Genomic DNA, 21,978 nt, shown 5'->3' with positions numbered 1-21,978 from the left:
GGGCCGCGGGGGCGGCCCCCCCCGCCGCCCCCCCCCCCCGCCCCCTGCCCCCCCAACCCGGGGGACTATGACTGCCACCCGGGGGCGCCCCCCCCCCCCCCCCCCCCGGCCCCCCCCCCCCCCAGGCCCCGGGGGCCCGGCGTTCCCTCGCACAGGTTCGTCCGCCATACTGCGCCCGTGGACCAGCGCATCGATCCGAACAGCCAGCCCGTACACGCCGCGGGGACTGATCCGGGATTTATCCCTGGGCTCATGGTCCCCCGCCCTGTTGAGGACGAGGAGAGTGCTCCGGAGCACGAAGCGAAGAAGCCCCAGAAGGAGACGGCCCCTCAGGCGGCCGAGGACGCCGCCGGGCGATCGGGCGAGCTGACCGCCGGGTCCGGGTCCGAGTCCGGGTCCGGGGACGGCACGTCCGGGGGTACGGAGGCGGAGGCGGCGTCCGACGCCGCGCCGACCGGCGAGGACGAGCCCGGCAAGACGTCCGGCAAGGCTGCCGTCAAGGGCGCCGAGGACAACACCGCCGAGGACGCCGCCGACGGCCCCGCCTTCGAGGTCAGCGACCGCCGCGCCTCCATCACCGCCGACCGTGACGGCGTCCGGTTCACCCTGGACGACGAGGCGGCGGACTTCCGCTGGGACGAGATCGGCGCGGTCGAGGTCGGGGTTCCCCGCTTCGGACGCCGGTTCACCGTCACCGTCCACACGATCACCCGCCGCCGGTACCACGTGGACGTCGACGCGCCGGCCCGCAGCGCGCTCAAGGAGTGGTCGGCGGAGCTGGACGAGGTGCTGGACGCTTACTTCGAGGAAGCCTGACCGTCCGCGGGGGAAGTGAAGTGACGGATCGTCAGGAACGAAGTGACGGCCCGTCAAATACCCACCCCCGCAACGGAGTCCGGGTGTCACGGCATCGGGGCGATCGGCGTTCGGGGCGGGTAATAGGATTCTTGATGCCGTCGGCTGCCCGGCCACCGAACCGGGCCGCGAGCAGGGCATGATCTGGGAGACGTGAGTGAGCAACATACCGGAGACGGGACGGACTCCCCGGGTCCAGACCCGTCTCGTCGTCATTCAACTGCTCGTCTTCTCCCTGCTGCTCACGCTCGGCGGCCGGCTCTGGTACCTCCAGGTGCGCAACGGCCAGGAGTACACGGACGAGGCCAAGAACAACCACACCCAGCGGGTGGTCCAGCCGGCCGTACGGGGCTCGATCCTGGACACGCGCGGGGTGCCGCTCGCCGACAACGAGACCCGGCTGGTCGTCTCGGCCAGCCGCACCGACCTGATGAAGATGCCGGACGACGGCAAGGCCGTACTGACTCGGCTCGCGGGTGTCCTGGGTCTGAAGGCCCAGGACGTCGTGGACAAGGTCAGGCTGTGCGACGCGAAAACACCGCAGCCGTGCTGGAACGGTTCGCCCTACCAGCCGATCCCGGTGACCGACGAGGCCACCACGCAGCAGGCCCTCCAGATCCGTGAACGCGCCGAGGACTTCCCCGGCATCACCGCAGAGCCCACCGCCGTACGGCGCTACGCCGCCCCCGGCAAGGCCAACACCTCGCAGGTGCTGGGGTATCTCTCGCCCGTCACGGACCAGGAGATCACCGCGGCGCAGGACACCAGCTCGCCGTACCTGCGCTCGGACCAGGTGGGCCGCTCGGGCCTGGAGCGCACGTACGACGAGCAGTTGCGCGGCAAGGCCGGCGTGACCCGGTACGAGGTCGACAACCTGGGGCGCGTCCTGGGGCAGGCGAAGGCCGAGAAGGCCCGGCCCGGGGACAACGTCATCACGTCGATCGACGCGCGGGTGCAGGCCGTCGCGGAGTACGAGCTCAACAACGCCATGAAGACCGCCCGCAAGCAGTTCGACGCCGTCACCGGCAGGAACTACAAGGCGGATTCGGGTGCGGTGGTGGTGATGGAGGCGAAGACCGGCCGGGTGGTGGCGATGGCGTCCCAGCCGACGTACGACCCGAACGCGTGGGTCGGGGGCATCTCGGCGAAGGACTACGCGAAGCTGACCGGCAAGAAGTCGAACTTCCCGCTGCTGAACCGGGCGATCCAGGGCCAGGCCGCGCCCGGCTCCATCTTCAAGGTCGTCTCCTCGACGGCCGCCGTCAACGCGGGTTACAGCTTCAACGGCAGCTATCCGTGCCCCAGTTCGTACTCGATCGGCAACCAGGTCTTCAAGAACTTCGAGTCCCAGGGCTACGGGAACATCACCATCGGCAAGGCGCTCGAGGTCTCGTGCGACACCGTCTACTACGGCCTGGCTCACCAGGAGTGGCAGAAGGACGGCGGCAACAACCCCAAGAAGAAGCCCGCCGACTGGTTCTACAAGACGGCCCACCAGTTCGGTCTGGGCAAGGAGACCGGGGTCGACCTCCCCAACGAGGTCACCGGCCGGGTGCCGGACCGGCAGTGGAAGCAGGACTTCTGGAAGGCCAACAAGTCCGCCTGGTGCAAGCAGGGCAAGAAGAACGGCACGTACGTGGAGCGGATCGCGTACGAAGGCTGCCTCGAAGGCAACAAGATGCGCGCCGGTGACGCCGTCAACTACTCGATCGGCCAGGGCGACACACTCGTCACCCCGATCCAGATGGCCACCATCTACGCGGCGATCTCGAACGGCGGGACGCTCTACACCCCGACCGTCGGCAAGGCGATCGTCAGCGCCGACGGCAAGAGCGTCGAGAAGATCGCCCCGAAGGCACACGGCAAGCTGCCGATGAACAAGGCGACCCGGGACAACATCGACGAGGCGCTGGCGGGGGTGGCGACGCGTGGTTCGGCCGCGTGGCGGTTCGGCGGCTGGCCGCAGGACAAGATCCCGATGCACGCCAAGACCGGTACCGCAGAGGTCCACGGGAAGCAGACCACGTCGTGGTTCGCCTCGTACACCAAGGACTACACGATCGTGATGACGATCTCCCAGGGTGGTACGGGATCCGGCGCCTCCGGTCCCGCCGTCCGCAAGATCTACGAGGCGATGTACGGCCTGGACGCGAAGGGCAACCAGGACCTCAAGAAGGCCCTGATGCCCAAGCCCCGTACCGCGCTGCCGAAGATCGGCCCCGACGGCACGATCGACGCCCCCAAGACGGAGCCGTACAAACCGTAAAACACGCAGGTGGGAAGGGCGTTGGGGACAGGTGTTCGTTTGTTGAGTCCTTGACAAGTCTAGACCAATGCCGATTGACTCCCGTCGCAAGCTTCGCGTGTGGCGGCTCGTTGCGCCATGACGGCTTCTCTACAAGTGATGGTTCGGCCCCGAACCGTACTTAATGGCGTGAAGGGATACATCCAGTCGAGATGATAAGAAAATCGCTCAGGGGTCTCACCCTTGCCCGTACCGCCGTCGCGCTGGCCGTGGCGGCTCTCTTCTCGGTCACTCTCACCGTGCCGGCGTCGGCCGCCGACCCGGTCGGCAGCATCACCGGCATCGCCGGCAAGTGTTTGGATGTCGCGGCCGCGAGCAGCGCCAACGGCACCGCCGTACAGCTCTACGACTGCAACGGCAGCGCGGCACAGCAGTGGACCGTCGCCGGCGACGGGACCCTGCGCGCCCTGGGCAAGTGTCTCGACCTCGTCGAGCGCGGCACCGCCGACGGCACCAAGCTCCAGATCTGGGACTGCGGTGGCGGCACGAACCAGAAGTGGGCGATCTCCGGCGCCAAGGACATCGTCAACCCGACGGCGAACAAGTGCCTCGACGTCACGGGCAACACCTCCGCCAACGGCGCGCGCATCCAGATCTGGACCTGCACCGGCGCGGCGAACCAGAAGTGGAACACGCCCTCCGGCGGCTCCACGCCCCCGCCCACCGGCGGCTTCGTCGTGAGTGAAGCCCAGTTCAACCAGATGTTCCCGAACCGGAACTCGTTCTACTCCTACAGCGGTCTGACCAACGCGCTGAGCGCCTACCCGGGCTTCACCAAGACGGGCAGCACCACGACCCAGCGCCAGGAGGCCGCGGCTTTCCTCGCCAACGTCAACCACGAGACCGGCGGTCTCGTGTACGTGGTGGAGATCAACCAGGCCAACTACCCCCACTACTGCGACCCGAACCAGTCGTACGGCTGCCCCGCCGGCCAGGCCGCGTACTACGGCCGTGGCCCGATCCAGCTGAGCTGGAACTTCAACTACAAGGCCGCGGGCGACGCGCTGGGCATCGACCTGCTCCACAACCCGTGGCTCGTCCAGAACGACTCCGCGGTCGCCTGGAAGACCGGCCTCTGGTACTGGAACACCCAGAGCGGCCCGGGCACGATGACCCCGCACAACGCGATGGTCAACGGCGCCGGTTTCGGCCAGACGATCCGCAGCATCAACGGCTCGCTGGAGTGTGACGGCAGGAACCCGGCGCAGGTCCAGAGCCGGGTCGACGCCTACAACCGCTTCACCCAGATCCTGGGTGTCGCGCCGGGCGCCAACCTGTACTGCTGACGCTCCACCCCTGAAGTCACCCGAGAGTGCGCGGCCCCCGGAACCCCGGGAGCCGCGCACTCTCCGCGTTGAAGCCGCGTGTCCTCCTGGCGTCCCGCGCGTTGTATCGATCATGAACGTACGTCGAATCCTCACCACCGCCGCGGCGGGCTCCGCCCTCCTCGCCGCCGTCGCCCCCGCCGCCCAGGCCGCGCAGTCGGCCGACTTCGGCACCACCCTGAGCAGCGCGGCGCAGACCGCCGCCACCGTCGGCGAAAAGACCAAGCCGGTGGCGGACGGGCTCCTCGGCAAGAAGGTCGGCGCCGTCAAGGGCGTCGTGAAGGGCGGCTCGGACGTGGTCAAGAACGGTCAGGCCCTGCTCAGCTGACCTGTTCCGTACAAGCACCGCACCCGGCACCGCACCCAGCACCCCCCCCACCACCGCACAGGCCGGTCGGCCCCCGCCGACCGGCCTGTCACGCGGACGGCGCACCCGCGAAGGGCAGCCGTCAGCCCCTCATTCCTTCACGGCCCCCGCGTTCGCCCCGCTGACGAAGTAGCGCTGGAAGCAGAAGAACAGCGCGGCCACCGGGAGGGTGGACAGCAACGCGGCCGCCAGCTTGAGCGGGTACTGCGTACCCCCGCCCAGGCCTCCGGAGACAAACCGGGCCAGGCCCGTGGTGAGAGTCTCGTACTGACCGGACTGCGTGGCGACCAGGAAGTGCGTGAACTCGTTCCACGACCCCTGGAACGACAGGATCGTGAGGGTGATCAGCGCCGGCCTGGCCATCGGCAGCACGACGGACCAGAAGATCCGGAACACCCCCGCCCCGTCGACCTTCGCGGCCTCCTCGACCTCACGCGGCACCGACTCGAAGAACTGCTTCATGATGAAGATGCCCGCCGCGTCCACCACCAGCGGCAGGATCATGCCGGTGTACGTGTCGAAGATCCCGAACGTGTTCAGCACCAGGAACTTCGGGATGAGCAGCGCCACTCCGGGCACCGCCATCACCGCGAGGACAAACGTGAACAGCACCGAACGGCCCCGGAAGCGCAGCCGCGCCAGCGCGTACCCCGCCATCGAGTCGAACAGCACCCGGCCCCCGGTCACCACCACGGCCACAAACGCCGAGTTGCCGAGCCAGCGCAGGAACGGCACCCCGTCCGCGGCCTCGCTCAGCCCGAACAGGCGCTGGTAGGCGGCCGTCGTCGGAGTGGTGGGCAGCAGCGAGAGCGGATTCGCGGCGGCGTCCGGATCGGTCTTGAAGCCGGTCACCAACTGGAGCACGAACGGCAGCAGATAGAGCAGCGCCACCCCCACCACCAGCGCGTATCCCAGCACCCGCAGCGCCACGGGGAAGCGCCCGAGCACGGGCCGCCCCTGCTCACGCGCCGCCTTCCTTACGGCCTTTCGCCTCGCCTTGCCCGCCGCCTCGGGATCGGTCTCGCGCGGTGCCTCGGCCGTGGCAACGGTTTCGCTCGTGGTACTCATCGCTTCCTCCCGGTGCGTACGCCGCGCTCCCGCAGCGCCCAGCGCTGGAAGCCGGTCAGCACGAGGATCAGGGCGAGCAGGACAAACGCGATCGCCGAGCCCTGGCCGAAGTCGGCGTTGTCGAAGCCCGCGGAGTACGACAGGAACGCGGGCGTGAGCGTGGTGTTGCCCGGTGCGCCCTGACCCATCACGTACACCTGGTCGAAGACCTGCCAGGTGGAGATCAGGCCGAGGGTGAGCACCAGGAACAGCACGGGACGCAGCGCGGGCAGGGTCACGTACCGCAGCAGCTGGCGGCGGTTGACCCCTTCCAGGGCCGCCGTCTCCTCCAGCTCACGCGGGATGTCCTGGAGCGCCGCGAGGAAGATCAGCATGAAGGTGCCCGACGTCGTCCACACGGCCAGCAGGATGATCGTGCACATCGCGATCGAAGGACCCGACAGCCATTCGAACCACGACAGTCCCATCACGGAGTGCTCGGCCAGCAGCCCGGTGGGGTGCTCGGGGTCGATGACGCCGAGCCCGCCGAGGACCAGCGAGAGCACCCCGCGCGGATCGGCGAACCAGTTCGGCCCCTTCACCCCGATCCACGACAGCAGGGCGTTGACGGCCCCGCTTCCCTGGAAGAGGAAGAGGAACACCGTGGCGACGGCGATCGAGCTGGTGACGGACGGGAAGAAGAAGACCGTACGGAGCGGGCCGCGGCCGCGCAGCATCCGCTGGTTGACGATCAGGGCCAGGCCCAGTGCCAGTCCGGTCTGCAACGGCACCGTCAGGAGGACGTAGTACGCGTTGTTGCGCAGGGCGGTCGCGAAGAGCGTGCGGTCGAGACCGTCCTGGGTGAAGAGCGTGCGGTAGTTGTCCAGGCCCACGAAGTCGGCCTGGCCGGAGAACGGGTTGGACTGCCCGTCCCAGTGCAGCAGGCTCACCCAGAGCGCCATGAGGATCGGCAGCACCAGGAACGAGCCGAGGACGAGCACCATGGGGCTGACGAAGAGCCAGCCCCACGCGCCGTCCCGGTCGCGCCCGCCGCGCCGCGAGCTTGTCGGGCGGAGGGACATCGGGCTCAGTTGCCCTTCGCTATGGCCTGTTCGCCGTTGCGCTGGAGGTCGGCGAGGATCTTCTTGGGATCGGCCGTGCGCAGCGACTGGAGCTCGGTGTTGAACTGGCTCAGCACCTTGTCGAAGCCCGCGATCGTGACCGGACCCTGCGCGTACGCGCTGCCGTCCACCCATGCCTTGGCCTGGGGCTGCTGCTCGGCGAAGGTCGTGAGCGCGCTGGTACGGCTCGGCATCACACCGAACGCGTCGGCGAACGCCAGCTGCTGTTCGGCCGAGGTGAGCGACTTGACCAGGTCGACACTCGCCTCGTGGTGCGCGCTGTCGGCGGCGACGCCCCAGCAGGTGCTGAAGGCGAGGGTGCCCTTCCCGGCGGGGCCTGCGGGCAGCGGCAGGATCTGGTAGTTGACGTCGGGGTAGTCGAGCTTCATGCCGCCGTCGAGCCAGTTGCCCTCGATGGTCATCGCGGCCTTGCCCTTGCCGAGCGCCTCACCGCCCCAGCTGGTGTCGACCGCCTTGGCGAACTTCATCGAACCGGACTTGAGGAGGTCCTGTACGAAGGTCAGCCCCTCGGCGTTCTCGGCCGTGTCGGCCGTCATCTTCGTCTGGCCCGCGTCGGTGACCCAGCCGCCCGCCTGCCGCATGAAGACGCCGAGCCGCTGGTACTCGTCGCTGGTCACCAGGCCGGTGACGCCGTTGCCCGTGAGCTTGTCCGCGACGGTCTTCAGCTGCTCCCAGGTGGTCGGGTAGTCCTTCTCGGTCAGCCCGGCCTTCTTCCACAGGTCGGAGTTGATCGCCAGGCCGAGGGTGGAGGTGTCCTTGGGCAGACACATCAGCTTGTTGTCGTACGAGAACGAGGAGCGCAGCTGCTCCGAGAAGTCGGCCGCGTCGGAGATCTGGTCGCCGTACGGGTAGAGCGAGCCGCCCTTGGCGTAGTTGGCGAACTGGTCGGAGTTGACGTAGAAGACGTCCGGCGGCTTGTTCCCGGCGAAGGACTGGGCCAGCTGCTGGTTCATGTCCTTGGCGACCTCGACGGTCACGGAGTTGCCGGACTTCTTCGCGTACGCGGCGGCGGCGGTCTTGACGGCCTGGGTCTCGGCGTCCCCCGAGGTGGCGATCAGGACGGTCAGCTTCTGCTGCTCGGACTTCTCCTGTGCGGGCTCCTTGCCGCTGTCGAAACCGGACGAGCAGCCGGTCGCGGTCAGCAGCGCCGCGCAGGTGGCGAGGGCGGCGAAGGCCGTGTGGCGGACCATGAATTCCTCCATAGGGGGATGAAACGTGCGGCTCAGCTGCCCTGAAGGCGCGCTGTAGGAGAGGGGGGTGGCGTTCGAGGGGCCCGGAGGGCGTGGGTGAGCAGGGGTGCCGGGGGCCCGTGGCCCTGTGGTGGCGGCCCGGCGTGGCGGCTGCTCAGTCGCCTAACGCCGGCGTGCTGTGCCGTACGACCAGCGACGGTTCGAGCAGGACACGCTCGGGCGCCCGGCCTGGCTCTCCCATCCGGGCCAGCAGCAGCCGTACACATTCGCGGCCGACGGCTTCCAGCGGCTGGGCGACGGTGGACAGGCCCGGGGAGAGGAGCGCGGCCGTGGGGGAGTCGTCGAAGCCGACGACGGCGACGTCCGCTCCCGCTACGGCCCCGCGCTCCCGCAGGGCGTGGTAGCAGCCGAGCGCCAGCATGTCGCTCGCCGCGATCACCGCCGTGGCGCCCGCTTCGAGCAGGGGTACGGCGGCGGCCTGCGCCGACGTGATGTCGTCGACGCTGTACGCGCGCCGGCTCCGTATCGGAAGACCGTGCCGGCGCATGGCGCGCTGCCAGCCCTCCGCACGGTCGTCACCGACCCCGGAGCCGCGCGGCCAGCCCAGGAACGCGATCTTCCGGTGCCCGCGCGCCACCAGGTGCTCGACGGCGGCGTCCGTGCCCGAGGCGCCGTCGACATCGACCCAGTCGCCGATCTGGCGCCCGGCCCACATCCGGCCGAAGCCGACAAACGGAACATCGCGCTTCTGGAGCCAGGCCTGGCGCTGGTCGCCCCGGTCGGTGCCGCTGAGCACAAACCCGTCCACATGGTGCAGATCGAGCAGTTCCTCGTACCCGTCGAGGGCGTCAGGACCCTCGGGCGGGGGTGAGGCGAACAGCAGGATCCGGTAACCGGCCGCGTCGGCCGTCTGGGACAGGGCGTGCAGGAAGCGGTCCATGACCGGGGCGGACGCGCCCGGCGCGGTGGGCCGGATTCCGTACCCGATGAGCTTGCTGGAGCGGGTACGGAGGGTCTGTGCCGCCCGGTGCGGACGGTAGCCCATCTCGTCGATGGTCCTGCGCACCCGCTCCAAGGTCTCGGGGCGCAGCAGATCGGGGGAGTTGAGGGCATTCGAGACGGTTTGAGGGGAGACCCCGGCCCGGCGCGCGACCATGGCCAGGGTCACCGGACCGGCCTTGGGCGAAGGGGTGTTGGGGGTGCGGACCATGTGTCTCTCCGGAACCGACTGGGCGAGTGGGTGAAGTTATTGGAGCGTTCCAATGGTGTTGTCAGGGAGCTGAGGTCGTCGTTAGGCTCTTTGGAACGCTCCAATGCCTGAGAGGTTCTGCTGTTTTGGACATCACTGTCAAGACCCACGACATAACGAAGCCGGTCGAGGGGGGCGGCCCGCCGGACGGAAGTCCCCAGGGGCCGCCCGGCCTCCAGCCGTTCCTGCACGACTCCTGCGTGACGCTGTACGCGCCGAGCTTCGCGATCTCGCGGGCCGACGGACAGATCGGCGGCCTTCCCGGAGCGGGTGCCGACGGGGATGCCTCCGCCGGTGAAAGCGCTGGTGCCGACGGCTTCTACCACGGCGACACCCGGGCCCTGTCCCGGCTGACCGTCGAGGCGGAAGGCGTCGTGCTCGCACCGGTACGCGGCGGCCTCGACGGCGCCGAACGGGCGTCCTTCCGGGCCGTGCTGCGCGGTCTTGGCCAGCACACCCCCGACCCCGCCGTCACCCTGCGCCGCCGCCGTCACGTCACGCCGGGACAGTTGGCGGAGACCCTGGACGTCACCAACGCGGGACGGCAGGACGTCCGCGTCCGGCTCGTCGTCACCGCCGCCACCGACCTCGCGCCGATGGAGCGCGTCAAGACCGGGCACCGCCCCGCGGCCGTGCCCGCCACCGCCACCGGGGACGGACTCGCCTGGTCCCAGGAGGCGTTCTCCGTACGGCTCGGCAGCACGCCCGCCGCCACGACCGCCGACCCGGCGTCCGGACGGCTCGCGTACGACATCGCGCTGGCGCCCGGCGAGACCTGGAGCGCCGTCCTGCGGTGCGAGGCGGCCCACGAGGAGGGCGACCAGTTCCCCGCGCCCCCCGCCGGCAGCCTGCCCTGGCGCACACCCCGGCTGCGCAGCGCGGACCGGCGGTTCGACCACTGGCTCGACCAGTCCACCGCCGACCTGGACCGGCTGCGCCTCACCGATCCCGCGGACCCGGCCGACCAGTTCCTGGCCGCCGGAGCCCCGTGGTTCCTCACGCTCTTCGGACGCGACTCGCTGTGGGCCGCCCGCATGCTGCTGCCGCTCGGGACGGACCTCGCGGCCGGTACGCTGCGCACCCTCGCGCGGCGCCAGGGCGGTGCGACCGACCCCGACACCGAGGAGCAGCCCGGCAAGATCCTGCACGAAGTACGCCGCGCCGCCCAGCGGTTCGACGACACCTTCGTCCTGCCTCCCTGCTACTACGGCACGGTCGATGCCACGCCCCTGTGGATCACGCTGCTGCACGACGCCTGGCGCTGGGGTCTCGCCCCCGATCAGGTCGAACAGCTGCTGCCGCACGCGGAGTCCGCCCTCAGGTGGATGAGCGAGTACGGCGACGCCGACGGCGACGGCCTCCTCGAATACATCGACCTGACCGGACGCGGACTGGCCAATCAGGGCTGGAAGGACTCCGGCGACTCGATCCGGCACCGCGACGGCCGCCTCGCCGACTCCCCGATCGCGCTGTGCGAGGTCCAGGCGTACGCGTACGAGGCGGCCCGCGGAGGCGCCGACCTGCTGCGTGCCTTCGGCCGTCCCGGCGCGGACCGCTGGGAGGAGTGGGCCGAGCGGCTGCGCGTCAATTTCCGTGAGCGCTTCTGGACCGAGGACGCGCGGGGGCCGTACCCCGCGGTGGCCCTCGACCGTGACAAGCGGCCGGTGGACTCGGTCACTTCGGGCTTCGGACACCTACTCGGCACGGGTCTGCTCGACCACGAGGAGAGCGCGCTGCTCGCCGCGCGGATCAGCGCGCCGGACCTCGACTCGGGCCACGGTCTGCGGACCTTGAGCAGCGACTCCGTAGGTTTCAACCCGTACGGCTACCACATCGGTTCGATCTGGCCCCACGACACCGCGATCGCCGTGCACGGGCTGGTCAGGGCCGGATTCCCGGACGCGGCCGCGCCGCTCGCGGCGGGTCTGCTGACCGCCTCCGCCGGTTTTGACGCGCGTCTTCCCGAGCTCTTCGCCGGGCACGGCACGGCCACCGACGCGGTCCCCGCGCCCTATCCGGCGTCCTGCCGGCCGCAGGCCTGGGCCGCCGCCTCGTCCGTCCTCGTGCTCCAGTCGGTGCTGGGTCTCTCCGCCGACGTCCCGGGCGGTACGGTCACGGTCGCGCCGGCCTTCGCGGAGGCGTACCGCCCGCTCGGCGTCGAGGGCTTCGAGGTCGCGGGCGGCAGGCTGGACATCACGGTCGGCGCCGACGGCACCGCGCGCGTCGAGGCGCCGGCGGGGCTGGAGGTGAAGCGGGAGCAGGTCACCCCGCGTTGAGGGTTTCCGGGGCGCGGTGCGGGGCACTCCGCTCTCGACGGCCGGGAGTCCGGCCGTTCCGGGGGACCCGTGGAGCCGATCACCGACAGAGCCGTGTCGCTGATGGGCCGAACGGGTGAGGAGCGGGAGGATGTCCGGATGCAGACGCGACGCGCGAGCGGGGTGGTCCGGTGAGCAGGTACGACAGATATGACGTCACCGACGAACAGTGGGAGGGCCTGGCGCAGGTCGTCCCGCTGCGCAGCCGCAACGAGTGGCCCTCGCGGGTCGACCACCGCGCCGTGCAGCCCGAACCCCGCGTCGAACACCGCCGGTTCGTCGTCCTGAGGGTGCGGGTCTTCGCGGACGCGCGCGAGGTCGCCGACCACCTGATCGCCCAGATCCCGGTCCTGTTGGACCTGACGGGCGCTGAACTCGACGTGGCCAAGCGCATCCTGGACTTCAGCAGCGGGGTGGTCTTCGGCCTCGGCAGCGGGATGCACCGCGTCGACAAGAACGTCTTCCTGCTGGCCCCGATCGGCACGGAGGTCGAGGGGATCGCGGCGGCGGCCGTCCCGGGACCGTAGCCGCCCGGCCGAGTACGCTTCTTCCGCCGGTGGCCGTGCCGACCTGTCGGAAACCGGCCCTCATTCGAGTGAAGTCCACCGCTGCCGGACGTCGTTGACAAGGACGGCCGGTAGGAAACGACGGTATGGCGATCAGGGGGGCCGGCAGGCCGGCGGGGACCGGGAGCCGGCGTGGACGTCACCCGCGCCTACCTCGCCGTCCGCCACCGACTCCCCTTCCACCTCTCCGGGTTCCTGGCCGACGCCCACCGCCACCGCTCGCTGCTCCGCCAGGCGGGAGCCGTCTACCAGTTCCGTCACCTCGAACTGCAACACCACCTCACCGAAACCGGCGGAAGCCGCCCTCCGCCGACGCCTCGGTCCCGCGTGCGGCGGCCGGGGCGAGGGTGGTAGATCTTGGTCCGTGACAGAACTGGATGTGGCGGGACTACAGCGCAGGTTGGTCGAGTTCGCGGCGGCCCGGGACTGGGGGCAGTACCACACGCCCAAGAACCTGGTCGCGGCGCTCAGCGTCGAGGCGGCCGAACTGCAAGAGATCTTCCAGTGGTTGACCCCCGAGCAGTCGGCGCGGGTGATGGAGGACCCGGAGTCGGCCCACCGCGTCGCGGACGAGGTCGCGGACGTGCTCGCGTATCTGCTCCAGTTCTGCGACACGTTGGGGGTCGACGTGCTGGAGGCGCTCGCCGCGAAGATTGAACGGAATGAGGTCCGCTTCCCGCGCTCGTCCGCCGTGAAGGACCCCGATTCCCCGTGATCGTCACTCTTCGGAGTGAGTGAGATTTCCACAATCAGCTGGCTGTCCACAGATTTCCGCATTCCTCTGGCCTTTCCGTCGCCGTTCACTCACTCTGGGTAGTGGAGTGAGTGGGCAGGATTGTCGTACGAACGGGGGCTGCGGATGGATGCGGAACGGCTCATCGGCGTGACCCGGCATGCCCTGGCCGGCAGCGGGGAGGCGTGGGACGTCATCGCGGAGGCCTGGCAGGCCCAGGCGCTGGCCCAGGCGATCGGCAACCGGCTGGCGCTGAGCGGGCCGCCGGAGCTGCGGGGAGAGGCGCGTGAGCTGGGCGAGACCGGCGGACGCGGCTGTGGCTTACCGGACGCCCGGGAGGCGGGCGGCGGCCGGCCGGGCTTTGACGGCCCAGGTGCCGGCGGGCCAGGTTTCAACGGCCCGGCTGCCGGCGGCTCGGGCATGGAGATGTTCGGCGCGGAGGTGCGGTTCGGGGACGGGAGCAGGGCGAGACAGCTGTCCTCGGTGCCGGACGCCCGGGGCGCGCTGACCGGGCTGGCCGAGTTACTGGGCGAGGTGGGCATCGCCCTGGTCGCGGTGGCGTGTGCGACGGACGAGGAGGGGCTGTACTGGCAGTGCATCGAGGCGATCGACGCGGCGGACGAGGCGAGCGACCGGGTGGCCGGGCTGCTGCGCCGGCTCGTCGCCCAGGAACAGGATCGGGCGAGGAAGGAGACGCGGGAGCGCCAGAGACAGCAGGAGGCGGAGCGCGAGCGGGAGCGTCGGCGCGACCACGGCCGGGGGCGGGGCCGTTGAGGCGGGCAGAGCCATGCAATGAGGTAGGTAATGGTGTTCACGCCCCACCCCCCGTTCAGGGCGTGAACACGAGGCCGACTCTAGGTTCCGTACGGCGGACCGGGGAGAGTCGGATTGCACAGCCGGACCGCCCGGCGGTGTCAGAAGTTCCTGTCCGGCCGTCCGCCGTCCAGGGCCGTGGCGGCCAGCCACAGGTCATGACGCGCGTTCGGGACCCGCAACAGCGACCGGCGCAGGACCTGTTCGAGCCGCGTCAGCCGCTTCCGTGTGCCCGTCACCGAGACACCGAGGGCCCGCGCCGTGGCACTCAGCCGGGTGTCGTTGCGCAGCCAGGCGCGCAACGTCGTCTCCAGCGCGGGCGCGTCCGTCCGTACGGGACGCAGCTGCGTCAGCGCCCACTCCCGTACGGCGGGCAGGCGCAGCAGCGCCTCGAAGTGGTCCTGGACCGGAGCCGACGGCACCGGCCCCACCGCGTTCACCGCCTCGACGGCGTCCACCGCGTCGACGGCGTCCACCGCGTCCGTCGGCGTCGGCCCGTAGTCCTCCCACCCACGGTCCGTCGGCCCGTGCTCCGTCGTGCGCGGCAGCGCACCGATCCGCAGGGCCAGGTCGAGTCTCGCCTGGTCGCCCACGAGCCTCAGGTCCAGGCCGAGCAGCGACTCGACGCGGCGCAGACGCGAGGCCAGGGTGTTGCGGTGGATCTTCAAGTGCTCGGTCGCGGCCGCCGAGAAGGCGAGCCACGACCGGACCGTGTCGGTCAGCGTGGCGCTGTCGGGGTCGGCGCTCCGGGCGGGGACGTACCCGGTCAGCGGCGCCAGCAGGTGGTCGGCCCAGGCGCGGCCCGGCCGTCCCACCACGACGGGCAGCCCGAGCGCGGTGTCGAACCGGGCCCAGCGCTCGGGGCGGCCACGCGCCACCGCCAGCGCGTGGAAGGCCTGTTGGTAGCCGACGGCCGTGTCGCGCAGGGCCAGCGCGTCGCCGGTCCCCACCACACAGCCCTCGATCTCGGCCGTGAGGGCGGCCTCCAGCGGGCGGGCGCCGGCGGGGACGGGGGTGGTCGACGCGACCACCAGCACGTGGTCGGAGTAGACAGGACACCGGACGATCCAGGCCCGGCCGCCGGTGAGTTCGGCGCAGATCCGGATCGTCTCGGCCCGCCGGTCGACGCCGCACTCGATCACATGGAAGCGGGCCGGGTCGTAGAGGCGCGGTGCGAGGACTCCCGCGATCTGGTGCGCCGTGGTGAGGTTCCCGGACATCAGCAGATGCAGCACGGCCTCCCGTCCGCGCGCGTCGGCGACCTCCACGCGCCGCCGGGTCCGCTCGGTCTCCTTGGCCCACCAGGAGACCCCGAGCAGCGGCCCCGCGTCGGCCGGGGCGGCCGTCCGGAGGGGGTCGGGGCCGACCACGGCGAGGACGAGCCCGGACGGCTCGGACCCGGCCCGGTCCCCGGGGAGGTCGACGGCGAGCAGCGCCCCCGAGCGGGCCGGGGACGACCCCGCGAGGAAGGTACGCAGCCCCCGCTCACGCATCTCCCGGAGCCCGTCGGTGATGAGCGTGATCGTCTCGGAGTCGCGCTCCGCGGAAGACGCCGCCTGTACGGCGCCGGCGGCGTCCACCAGCCCGGCCCAGCACCCCGTCCTGCGGGCCAGCCAGCGCAGCAGCGGCTGCACGCCGTCCCCCTTGCGGGCCAGCCGGTGCATGGTCAGGATGTCGGCCGCGCGCAGGGAATCCGGGGACCGTGCCGCTCGCACACCCACGCCGTACCCCTCCGCCTCGCCGGTCAGCGTGCCGGGTCCGGGAAACCCGCCACGGCAGGACACCGATTGTCCCCGCCCCGGGGACTTCTGCCCCACACGGGGCGGGGACAGTCGCCACGGACGGGGCCCGGACCAGCGTGTTCGGGGAGGGCGCGGGGCCGCCCGGCGGCCCTGCGAAGATGAAGGCATGGATCTTCGCATCTTCACCGAGCCCCAGCAAGGGGCGAGTTACGAGACATTGCTGAGCGTGGCCAAGGCCACCGAGGACCTCGGGTTCGACGCATTTTTCCGGTCCGACCACTATTTGCCCATGGGTTCGGCGGACGGGCTTCCGGGGCCCACCGACGCCTGGATCACCCTGGCGGGGCTGGCCCGCGAGACCAAGCGGATCCGGCTCGGCACGCTGATGACGGCCGGGACGTTCCGGCTGCCCGGCGTGCTGGCCATCCAGGTCGCGCAGGTGGACCAGATGTCCGGCGGCCGGATCGAGCTGGGCCTGGGCGCGGGCTGGTACGAGGAGGAGCACCAGGCGTACGGCATTCCCTTCCCCCAGGAGAAGTTCGCCCGCTTCGAGGAGCAGCTGGCGATCGTGACCGGGCTGTGGGAGACGGAGGCCGGCAAGACGTTCTCCTACGACGGCACGTATTACCAGCTGACCGGCTCGCCCGCGCTGCCCAAGCCCGCCCAGGCCAAGCTCCCGGTGCTCATCGGCGGGCACGGCGCGAAGCGCACCCCGCGCCTGGCCGCGCGGTATGCCGACGAGTTCAACATCCCCTTCGCGACACTGGAGGACACGGCCACGCAGTTCGGCCGCGTGCGGACCGCCCTGACCGAGGCGGGACGGGGTCCGGACGACCTGGTGTACTCGAACGTGCTGATCGTCTGCGTCGGCAAGGACGACGCGGAGGTGGCCCGCCGGGCCGCCGCCATCGGACGCGAGGTCGACGAGCTGAAGGCGAACGGGCTCGCGGGTTCGCCCGCCGAGGTGGTCGACAAGATCGGACAGTACGCGGCCGTCGGCTCCTCGCGGATGTACCTCCAGGTCATGGACCTGGACGATCTCGACCACCTGGAGCTGATCTCCGCGCAGGTCCAGTCCCAGCTGAGCTGAGGGAGTCACCGTGCGGCCCACCCGTCCGCTCGCCGCCGCACTCGCCGAGGAGACGCTCGTCCTCGACGGAGGACTCTCCAACCAGCTCCGGGCCCAGGGCTGCGACCTGTCCGACGCCCTCTGGTCGGCGCGGCTCCTGGTAGAAGGACCGCGGCAGATCGAGGCGGCCCACGCGGCATACGTACGGGCGGGCGCACAGGTGCTCATCACCTCCAGCTACCAGGCGACGTACGAAGGGTTCGCGCGGCGCGGGATCGCCCGCGCCGCGGCGGCGAGGCTGCTGGCCCGCAGCGTGGATCTGGCCCGCGAGGCGGGCGGGGCGGTGGAGCGCGAGGTGTGGGTCGCCGCCTCGGTCGGCCCGTACGGAGCGATGCTCGCGGACGGCAGCGAGTACCGGGGGCGGTACGGCCTGTCGGTGGCGGAGCTGGAGCGCTTCCACCGGCCACGGATCGAGACGCTCGCCGCGGCGGCGCCCGACGTGCTCGCGCTGGAGACCGTGCCGGACGAGGACGAGGCGCGGGCCCTGCTGGCGGCGGCCGAGGGCTGCGGGGTGCCGGTCTGGCTCTCGTACTCCGTCGGGGCCGACGGCGAGCGCACCCGGGCCGGCCAGCCGCTCGCCGAGGCGTTCGCCCTGGCGGCCGGCAACGACCAGGTGGTCGCCGTGGGCATCAACTGCTGCGAGCCCGCCGCCGTGGACCGCGCGATCGAGATCGCCGCGAAGGTGACGGACAAACCGGTGGTGGTCTACCCCAACAGCGGCGAGCGCTGGGACGCGACGGCACGGGCCTGGCGCGGCGACGCCACCTTCGACCCGTCCCGGGTGAGCGCCTGGCGCTCGGCGGGCGCGTGTCTGGTCGGCGGCTGCTGCCGCGTCGGCCCCGAGGCGATCGCCCGCCTCCGACCCGGGGGGCCCGTCCCGTAAAACCTCTCGTCGTGCCCCCGCGATCAGGCAATACTCAACCGGGTGTTCTTGACGATCAGTACGACCGGCACCCAGGAACGTCCCGCGACCGACCTCGGCTTTCTGTTGCACAAACACCCCGAGAAGGCGCAGACGTTCTCCACCGCGCACGGCACCGCCCATGTGCTCTACCCCGAGGCGACCGCGGAGCGGTGCACCGCCGCGCTGCTGCTGGAGGTCGACGCGGTGGCCCTGGTGCGGCGGGGCAAGGGCAAGAGCCGCGGTGGCGCGCCCGACGCGGCGCTCGCGCAGTACGTCAACGACCGCCCGTACGCGGCCTCCTCCCTGCTCGCGGTCGCGCTGAGCACGGTGTTCAAGAGCGCCCTGCGCGGCGACTGCCGTGCCCTGCCCGAGCGGGCCGCGAGTCCGCTGCCGCTGCGCATCGAGGTGCCCGCCGTGCCGGCGCGCGGCGGCGCCGAGCTGGTCCGCCGGCTCTTCGGGCCGCTCGGCTGGACGTCCGTCGAGGCGCGTCCCGTCGCGCTGGACGTGACGTTTCCGCAGTGGGGCGAGTCGCGTTACGTCCAGCTCGTCCTGGAGGGCGAGATGCGGCTCGCCGACGCGCTGCGCCAGCTGTACGTCCTGCTGCCGGTGCTCGACGACGCCAAGCACTACTGGGTCGCGCCCGACGAGGTGGACAAACTGCTGCGGGCCGGTGAGGGCTGGCTGGCCGAGCACCCGGAACAGAAGCTGATCACCAGCCGCTACCTCTCCCGCCGCTGGGGACTGACCCGGCGGGCCATGGAGCGCCTGGAGCTGGTCAGGCTGGCCGAGGCCGACGACATCGACGTCGAAGCCATCGACAACGCTGTCCTGGAGACCCCGGACGAGGAGTGGGAGGCCGGGGAGGTACGGGAGGACGGCGCGCCCGGCACCGTACTGCCGGACACCGCACCGGCGTCCGAGCCCGCGTCCGAGCCCGCACCCGAAACCGCACCTCCGCAGAAGGAGCCGTCGCTCGCCGACCAGCGGCGCGAGGCGATCCTCGGCGCCCTGCGCGACGCGGGCGCGAGCACCGTGCTCGACCTCGGCTGCGGCCAGGGCCAGCTGGTCCAGGCGCTGCTCAAGGACGTGCGGTTCACGCACGTCATGGGTGTCGACGTGTCCGTACGCGCCCTGACCATCGCCGCGCGCCGGCTCAAGCTGGACCGGCTCGGCGAGCGGCAGGCGGCCCGCGTCACCCTGACGCAGGGCTCCCTGACGTACACGGACAAGCGGCTCAAGGGGTACGACGCCGCGGTGCTCGCGGAGGTCGTGGAACACCTCGACCTGCCCCGGCTGCCGGCCCTGGAGTACGCGGTGTTCGGCTCGGCCCGGCCGTCGACGGTCGTCGTGACCACGCCCAACGTCGAGTACCACGTGCGCTGGGAGACCCTGCCCGCCGGGCACGTACGCCACAGCGACCACCGCTTCGAGTGGACGCGCGCCGAGTTCCGCGACTGGGCGGGAGAGGTGGCGGGGCGGCACGGCTACACGGTCGCGTACGTCCCCGTCGGCCCCGACGACCCGGAGGTGGGACCGCCCACGCAGATGGCCGTCTTCACGCTCGCCGGAACTCCGGACAGCACCGCCACCGAGAAGGGAAAGACCGCATGAGCGGCACCACGACCGACCACAGCCCCGCCACCACCGCCGGGCGGACCCTCCCGGTGACCGACCTCTCCCTCGTCGTCCTGATCGGCGCCACCGGCTCCGGCAAGTCCACCTTCGCCGCCCGCCACTTCAAGCCCACCGAGGTCATCTCCTCGGACTTCTGCCGCGGCCTGGTCGCCGACGACGAGAACGACCAGAGCGCCAGCGGCGACGCCTTCGACGTGCTGCACTACATCGTCGGCAAGCGGCTCGCGGCCGGCCGGCTCACCGTCGTGGACGCCACCAACGTCCAGCAGGAGAGCCGCCGCCAGCTGGTACGGATCGCCAGGGACCACGACGTGCTGCCGCTCGCGATCGTCCTCGACCTGCCCGAAGAGGTCTGCGCCGCGCGCAACGCAGGCCGCCCCGACCGCGCCGGCATGCCCCGTCACGTGATCAAGCGGCACCGGAACGAACTGCGCCGCTCGCTGCGCGGCCTTGAACGCGAGGGCTTCCGCAAGGTCCACCACCTGCGCGGCGAGCAGGAGGTGGCGGACGCCGAGGTGGTCCTCGAACGCCGCTACAACGACCTCAGGCACCTCACAGGACCCTTCGACATCATCGGTGACATACACGGCTGCCGCTCCGAGCTGGACACCCTGCTCGGCACCCTCGGTTACGTGGAAGGACACCACCCCGAGGGGCGTACGGCCGTCTTCGTCGGCGACCTCGTCGACCGCGGCCCCGACAGCCCCGGCGTGCTGCGCCGGGTGATGGGCATGGTCGCGTCCGGCGACGCGCTCTGCGTGCCCGGCAACCACGAGAACAAACTCGGCCGCTGGCTCAAGGGACGCAACGTCCAGCACACCCACGGACTCGCCGAGACGATCGAGCAGCTGGAGCGGGAGGACGACACGTTCCGCGCCGAGGTGCGGCAGTTCATCGACGGCCTGGTCAGCCACTACGTCCTGGACGGCGGCAAGCTGGTCGTCTGCCACGCGGGACTGCCCGAGAAGTACCACGGCCGCACCTCGGGCCGGGTGCGCTCGCACGCGCTGTACGGCGACACCACCGGCGAGACCGACGAGTTCGGCCTGCCCGTGCGCTACCCCTGGGCCGAGGACTACCGGGGCCGCGCGGCCGTCGTCTACGGCCACACCCCCGTGCCGAACACCTCGTGGATCAACAACACCATCTGCCTGGACACCGGCGCGGTCTTCGGCGGGAAGATGACCGCGCTGCGCTGGCCCGAGCGCGAACTGGTCGACGTACCGGCCGAGCGGGTCTGGTACGAACCGGCCAGGCCGCTGGTCACCGAGGCGCCGGGCGGCCGGGAGGGCCGGCCGCTCGACCTCGCCGACGTGCGGGGCAAGCGGATCGTGGAGACCCGCCTCAGCGGGCGGCTCGCGGTAAGGGAGGAGAACGCGGCGGCGGCCCTGGAGGTCATGAGCCGCTTCGCCGTCGACCCCCGCCTGCTCGGCTACCTCCCGCCCACGATGTCGCCCACCGCGACGTCGAACGAGGAGAGGTATCTGGAACACCCGGCCGAGGCCTTCGCGCAGTACCGCTCCGACGGTGTCACCCGCGTCGTGTGCGAGGAGAAGCACATGGGCTCCCGCGCGGTCGCCCTGGTCTGCCGTGACGCGGCCGCCGCCGAGGAGCGCTTCGGCGTGCGCGGACCGACCGGCGCGCTCCACACCCGTACCGGACGGCCCTTCTTCGACGACCCCGCGGTCACCGAGGAGGTCCTGGAGGGGCTGCGTACCGCCGTCACCGCCGCCGGGCTCTGGCAGGAACTCGACACGGACTGGCTGCTGCTGGACGCCGAGCTGATGCCGTGGTCGCTCAAGGCCACGGGGCTGCTCCGTACCCAGTACGCGGCGGTCGGCGCCGCGGCGGGCGCCGCCTTCCCCGCCGTCACCCAGGCGCTGGAGGCGGCCGTGGCCCGGGGCGTCGACGCGGCGGGACTGCTGGCGGCCCAGCGCGAACGGGCCGTCGACGCGGCCGCGTTCACGGAGGCGTACCGCCGCTACTGCTGGACCACGGACGGCCTGGACGGCGCCAGGATCGCCCCGTTCCAGCTGCTCGCGGTCCAGGGGCGCAGCCTCGCGGCCGTCCCGCACGACCAGCAGCTCGCCTGGCTGGACCGGCTGGTGGAGCACGACCCGACGGGCCTGCTCCAGGTCACCCGGCGGCTGGTCGTCGACACGGGCGACGAGGAATCGGTCCGCTCGGGCACCGACTGGTGGCTGGAGATGACCGAACGCGGCGGCGAGGGCATGGTCGTGAAGCCGCTCCAGGCGCTCGCCAGGGACGACAAGGGACGGCTCGTCCAGCCGGGCATCAAGGTGCGCGGCCGGGAGTACCTGCGGATCATCTACGGCCCCGAGTACACCCGGCCGGAGAACCTGGCCCGGCTGCGGAACCGGTTCCTCGGCCACAAGCGGTCGCTGGCGCTGCGGGAGTACGCCCTCGGCCTGGAGGCCCTGGACCGGCTCGCCGAGGGGGAGCCGCTGTGGCGCGTCCACGAGGCGGTCTTCGCGGTGCTGGCGCTGGAGTCGGAACCGGTGGACCCGCGGCTGTGACACGGCCGGGGTGACACGACCGACGCTGTGACATGGCCGGGGTGACACGACCGAGGCTGTGACATGGCCGGGGTGACACGACCGACGCTGTGACATGGCCCGCGATTCGGCGGACGGTGGTGCG

General features: G+C 71.3%; 17 protein-coding genes and 1 pseudogene. 13 read left to right on the top strand and 5 right to left on the bottom strand.

Translation table 11 applies throughout. From position 1 onward, the window contains the following. Positions 1-177 precede the first annotated feature (177 nt). The 4 genes from ACIO1C_RS16870 to ACIO1C_RS16855 all read left to right on the top strand — a co-directional run bounded on the left by ACIO1C_RS16870 (position 178) and on the right by ACIO1C_RS16855 (position 4,813). The gene (locus ACIO1C_RS16870; RefSeq protein WP_401863873.1) at positions 178-816 is read left to right on the top strand and encodes a hypothetical protein; all 639 of its coding nucleotides are present in this window, start codon (positions 178-180) and stop codon (positions 814-816) included. A gap of 196 nt (positions 817-1,012) precedes the next feature. Further along, positions 1,013-3,121 (top strand): penicillin-binding protein 2, encoded by a 2,109-nt coding sequence (gene mrdA / locus ACIO1C_RS16865; protein ID WP_401863870.1) that lies wholly within the window; start codon positions 1,013-1,015, stop codon positions 3,119-3,121. Between the two features lie 191 nt (positions 3,122-3,312). Next, positions 3,313-4,446: a glycoside hydrolase family 19 protein gene (locus ACIO1C_RS16860; protein ID WP_401863867.1), complete on the top strand. Its 1,134-nt coding sequence runs from the start codon at positions 3,313-3,315 to the stop codon at positions 4,444-4,446. A gap of 112 nt (positions 4,447-4,558) precedes the next feature. Further along, a complete protein-coding gene (locus tag ACIO1C_RS16855; RefSeq protein WP_401863864.1) occupies positions 4,559-4,813 on the top strand; it encodes a hypothetical protein in 255 nt (84 codons plus the stop codon). A 129-nt stretch (positions 4,814-4,942) separates the two neighbouring features. On the opposite strand, the gene ACIO1C_RS16850 is transcribed toward ACIO1C_RS16855, so the two are convergent. The 4 genes from ACIO1C_RS16850 to ACIO1C_RS16835 all read right to left on the bottom strand — a co-directional run bounded on the left by ACIO1C_RS16850 (position 4,943) and on the right by ACIO1C_RS16835 (position 9,441). Next, entirely contained in the window at positions 4,943-5,920 is a 978-nt protein-coding gene (locus ACIO1C_RS16850; RefSeq protein ID WP_401863861.1) for a carbohydrate ABC transporter permease, read from the bottom strand. Further along, positions 5,917-6,981 (bottom strand): carbohydrate ABC transporter permease, encoded by a 1,065-nt coding sequence (locus tag ACIO1C_RS16845; RefSeq protein ID WP_401863858.1) that lies wholly within the window; start codon positions 6,979-6,981, stop codon positions 5,917-5,919. Before ACIO1C_RS16845 ends, ACIO1C_RS16850 begins: the two co-directional genes overlap by 4 nt. A gap of 5 nt (positions 6,982-6,986) precedes the next feature. Beyond that, positions 6,987-8,231, bottom strand: a complete 1,245-nt coding sequence (locus ACIO1C_RS16840) for an extracellular solute-binding protein (protein WP_401863855.1) — start codon at positions 8,229-8,231, stop codon at positions 6,987-6,989. Between the two features lie 154 nt (positions 8,232-8,385). After that, entirely contained in the window at positions 8,386-9,441 is a 1,056-nt protein-coding gene (locus ACIO1C_RS16835; protein WP_401863853.1) for a LacI family DNA-binding transcriptional regulator, read from the bottom strand. 125 nt (positions 9,442-9,566) lie between these two features. Here ACIO1C_RS16835 and ACIO1C_RS16830 point away from each other — a divergent pair, with 125 nt between their 5' ends. The 5 genes and pseudogenes from ACIO1C_RS16830 to ACIO1C_RS16810 all read left to right on the top strand — a co-directional run bounded on the left by ACIO1C_RS16830 (position 9,567) and on the right by ACIO1C_RS16810 (position 13,868). Further along, the gene (locus ACIO1C_RS16830; RefSeq protein ID WP_401863850.1) at positions 9,567-11,756 is read left to right on the top strand and encodes a glycogen debranching N-terminal domain-containing protein; all 2,190 of its coding nucleotides are present in this window, start codon (positions 9,567-9,569) and stop codon (positions 11,754-11,756) included. A gap of 170 nt (positions 11,757-11,926) precedes the next feature. Then, positions 11,927-12,322, top strand: coding sequence for a cell division protein SepF (locus ACIO1C_RS16825; protein WP_401863848.1), 396 nt, complete (start codon positions 11,927-11,929; stop codon positions 12,320-12,322). Between the two features lie 171 nt (positions 12,323-12,493). Beyond that, positions 12,494-12,715, top strand: a complete 222-nt coding sequence (locus ACIO1C_RS16820) for a hypothetical protein (RefSeq protein WP_401863846.1) — start codon at positions 12,494-12,496, stop codon at positions 12,713-12,715. A gap of 10 nt (positions 12,716-12,725) precedes the next feature. Continuing rightward, positions 12,726-13,095, top strand: a pseudogene (locus tag ACIO1C_RS16815) (nucleotide pyrophosphohydrolase). A 125-nt stretch (positions 13,096-13,220) separates the two neighbouring features. Continuing rightward, positions 13,221-13,868, top strand: coding sequence for a DUF6099 family protein (locus ACIO1C_RS16810; protein ID WP_401864152.1), 648 nt, complete (start codon positions 13,221-13,223; stop codon positions 13,866-13,868). A gap of 140 nt (positions 13,869-14,008) precedes the next feature. Here ACIO1C_RS16810 and ACIO1C_RS16805 read toward each other — a convergent pair whose 3' ends face one another. Then, positions 14,009-15,628 carry a helix-turn-helix domain-containing protein gene (locus ACIO1C_RS16805; protein WP_401863843.1) on the bottom strand — a complete coding sequence of 540 codons (1,620 nt, stop codon included), beginning with the start codon at positions 15,626-15,628 and terminating at the stop codon, positions 14,009-14,011. Positions 15,629-15,815: 187 nt separating this feature from the next. Here ACIO1C_RS16805 and ACIO1C_RS16800 point away from each other — a divergent pair, with 187 nt between their 5' ends. Genes ACIO1C_RS16800 through ACIO1C_RS16785 form a run of 4 tightly spaced genes read left to right on the top strand, consistent with a single transcriptional unit; the run spans position 15,816 to position 21,854 of the window. Next, positions 15,816-16,739 (top strand): LLM class F420-dependent oxidoreductase, encoded by a 924-nt coding sequence (locus ACIO1C_RS16800; protein WP_401863840.1) that lies wholly within the window; start codon positions 15,816-15,818, stop codon positions 16,737-16,739. 10 nt (positions 16,740-16,749) lie between these two features. Beyond that, positions 16,750-17,661, top strand: coding sequence for a homocysteine S-methyltransferase (gene mmuM / locus ACIO1C_RS16795; protein WP_401863837.1), 912 nt, complete (start codon positions 16,750-16,752; stop codon positions 17,659-17,661). Positions 17,662-17,703: 42 nt separating this feature from the next. Further along, a complete protein-coding gene (locus tag ACIO1C_RS16790; protein WP_401863834.1) occupies positions 17,704-19,293 on the top strand; it encodes a 3' terminal RNA ribose 2'-O-methyltransferase Hen1 in 1,590 nt (529 codons plus the stop codon). Continuing rightward, entirely contained in the window at positions 19,290-21,854 is a 2,565-nt protein-coding gene (locus tag ACIO1C_RS16785) for a polynucleotide kinase-phosphatase (protein WP_401863831.1), read from the top strand. The genes ACIO1C_RS16790 and ACIO1C_RS16785 overlap by 4 nt, the downstream gene beginning before the upstream one ends. Positions 21,855-21,978 lie beyond the last annotated feature (124 nt).

Source organism: Streptomyces sp. NPDC087420 (assembly GCF_044744165.1).
In the GTDB taxonomy this organism is placed as follows: Bacteria; Actinomycetota; Actinomycetes; order Streptomycetales; family Streptomycetaceae; genus Streptomyces.
The sequence above is the reverse complement of the archived record's forward strand: the minus strand, read 5'-3'. Positions and strand labels throughout refer to the sequence as shown.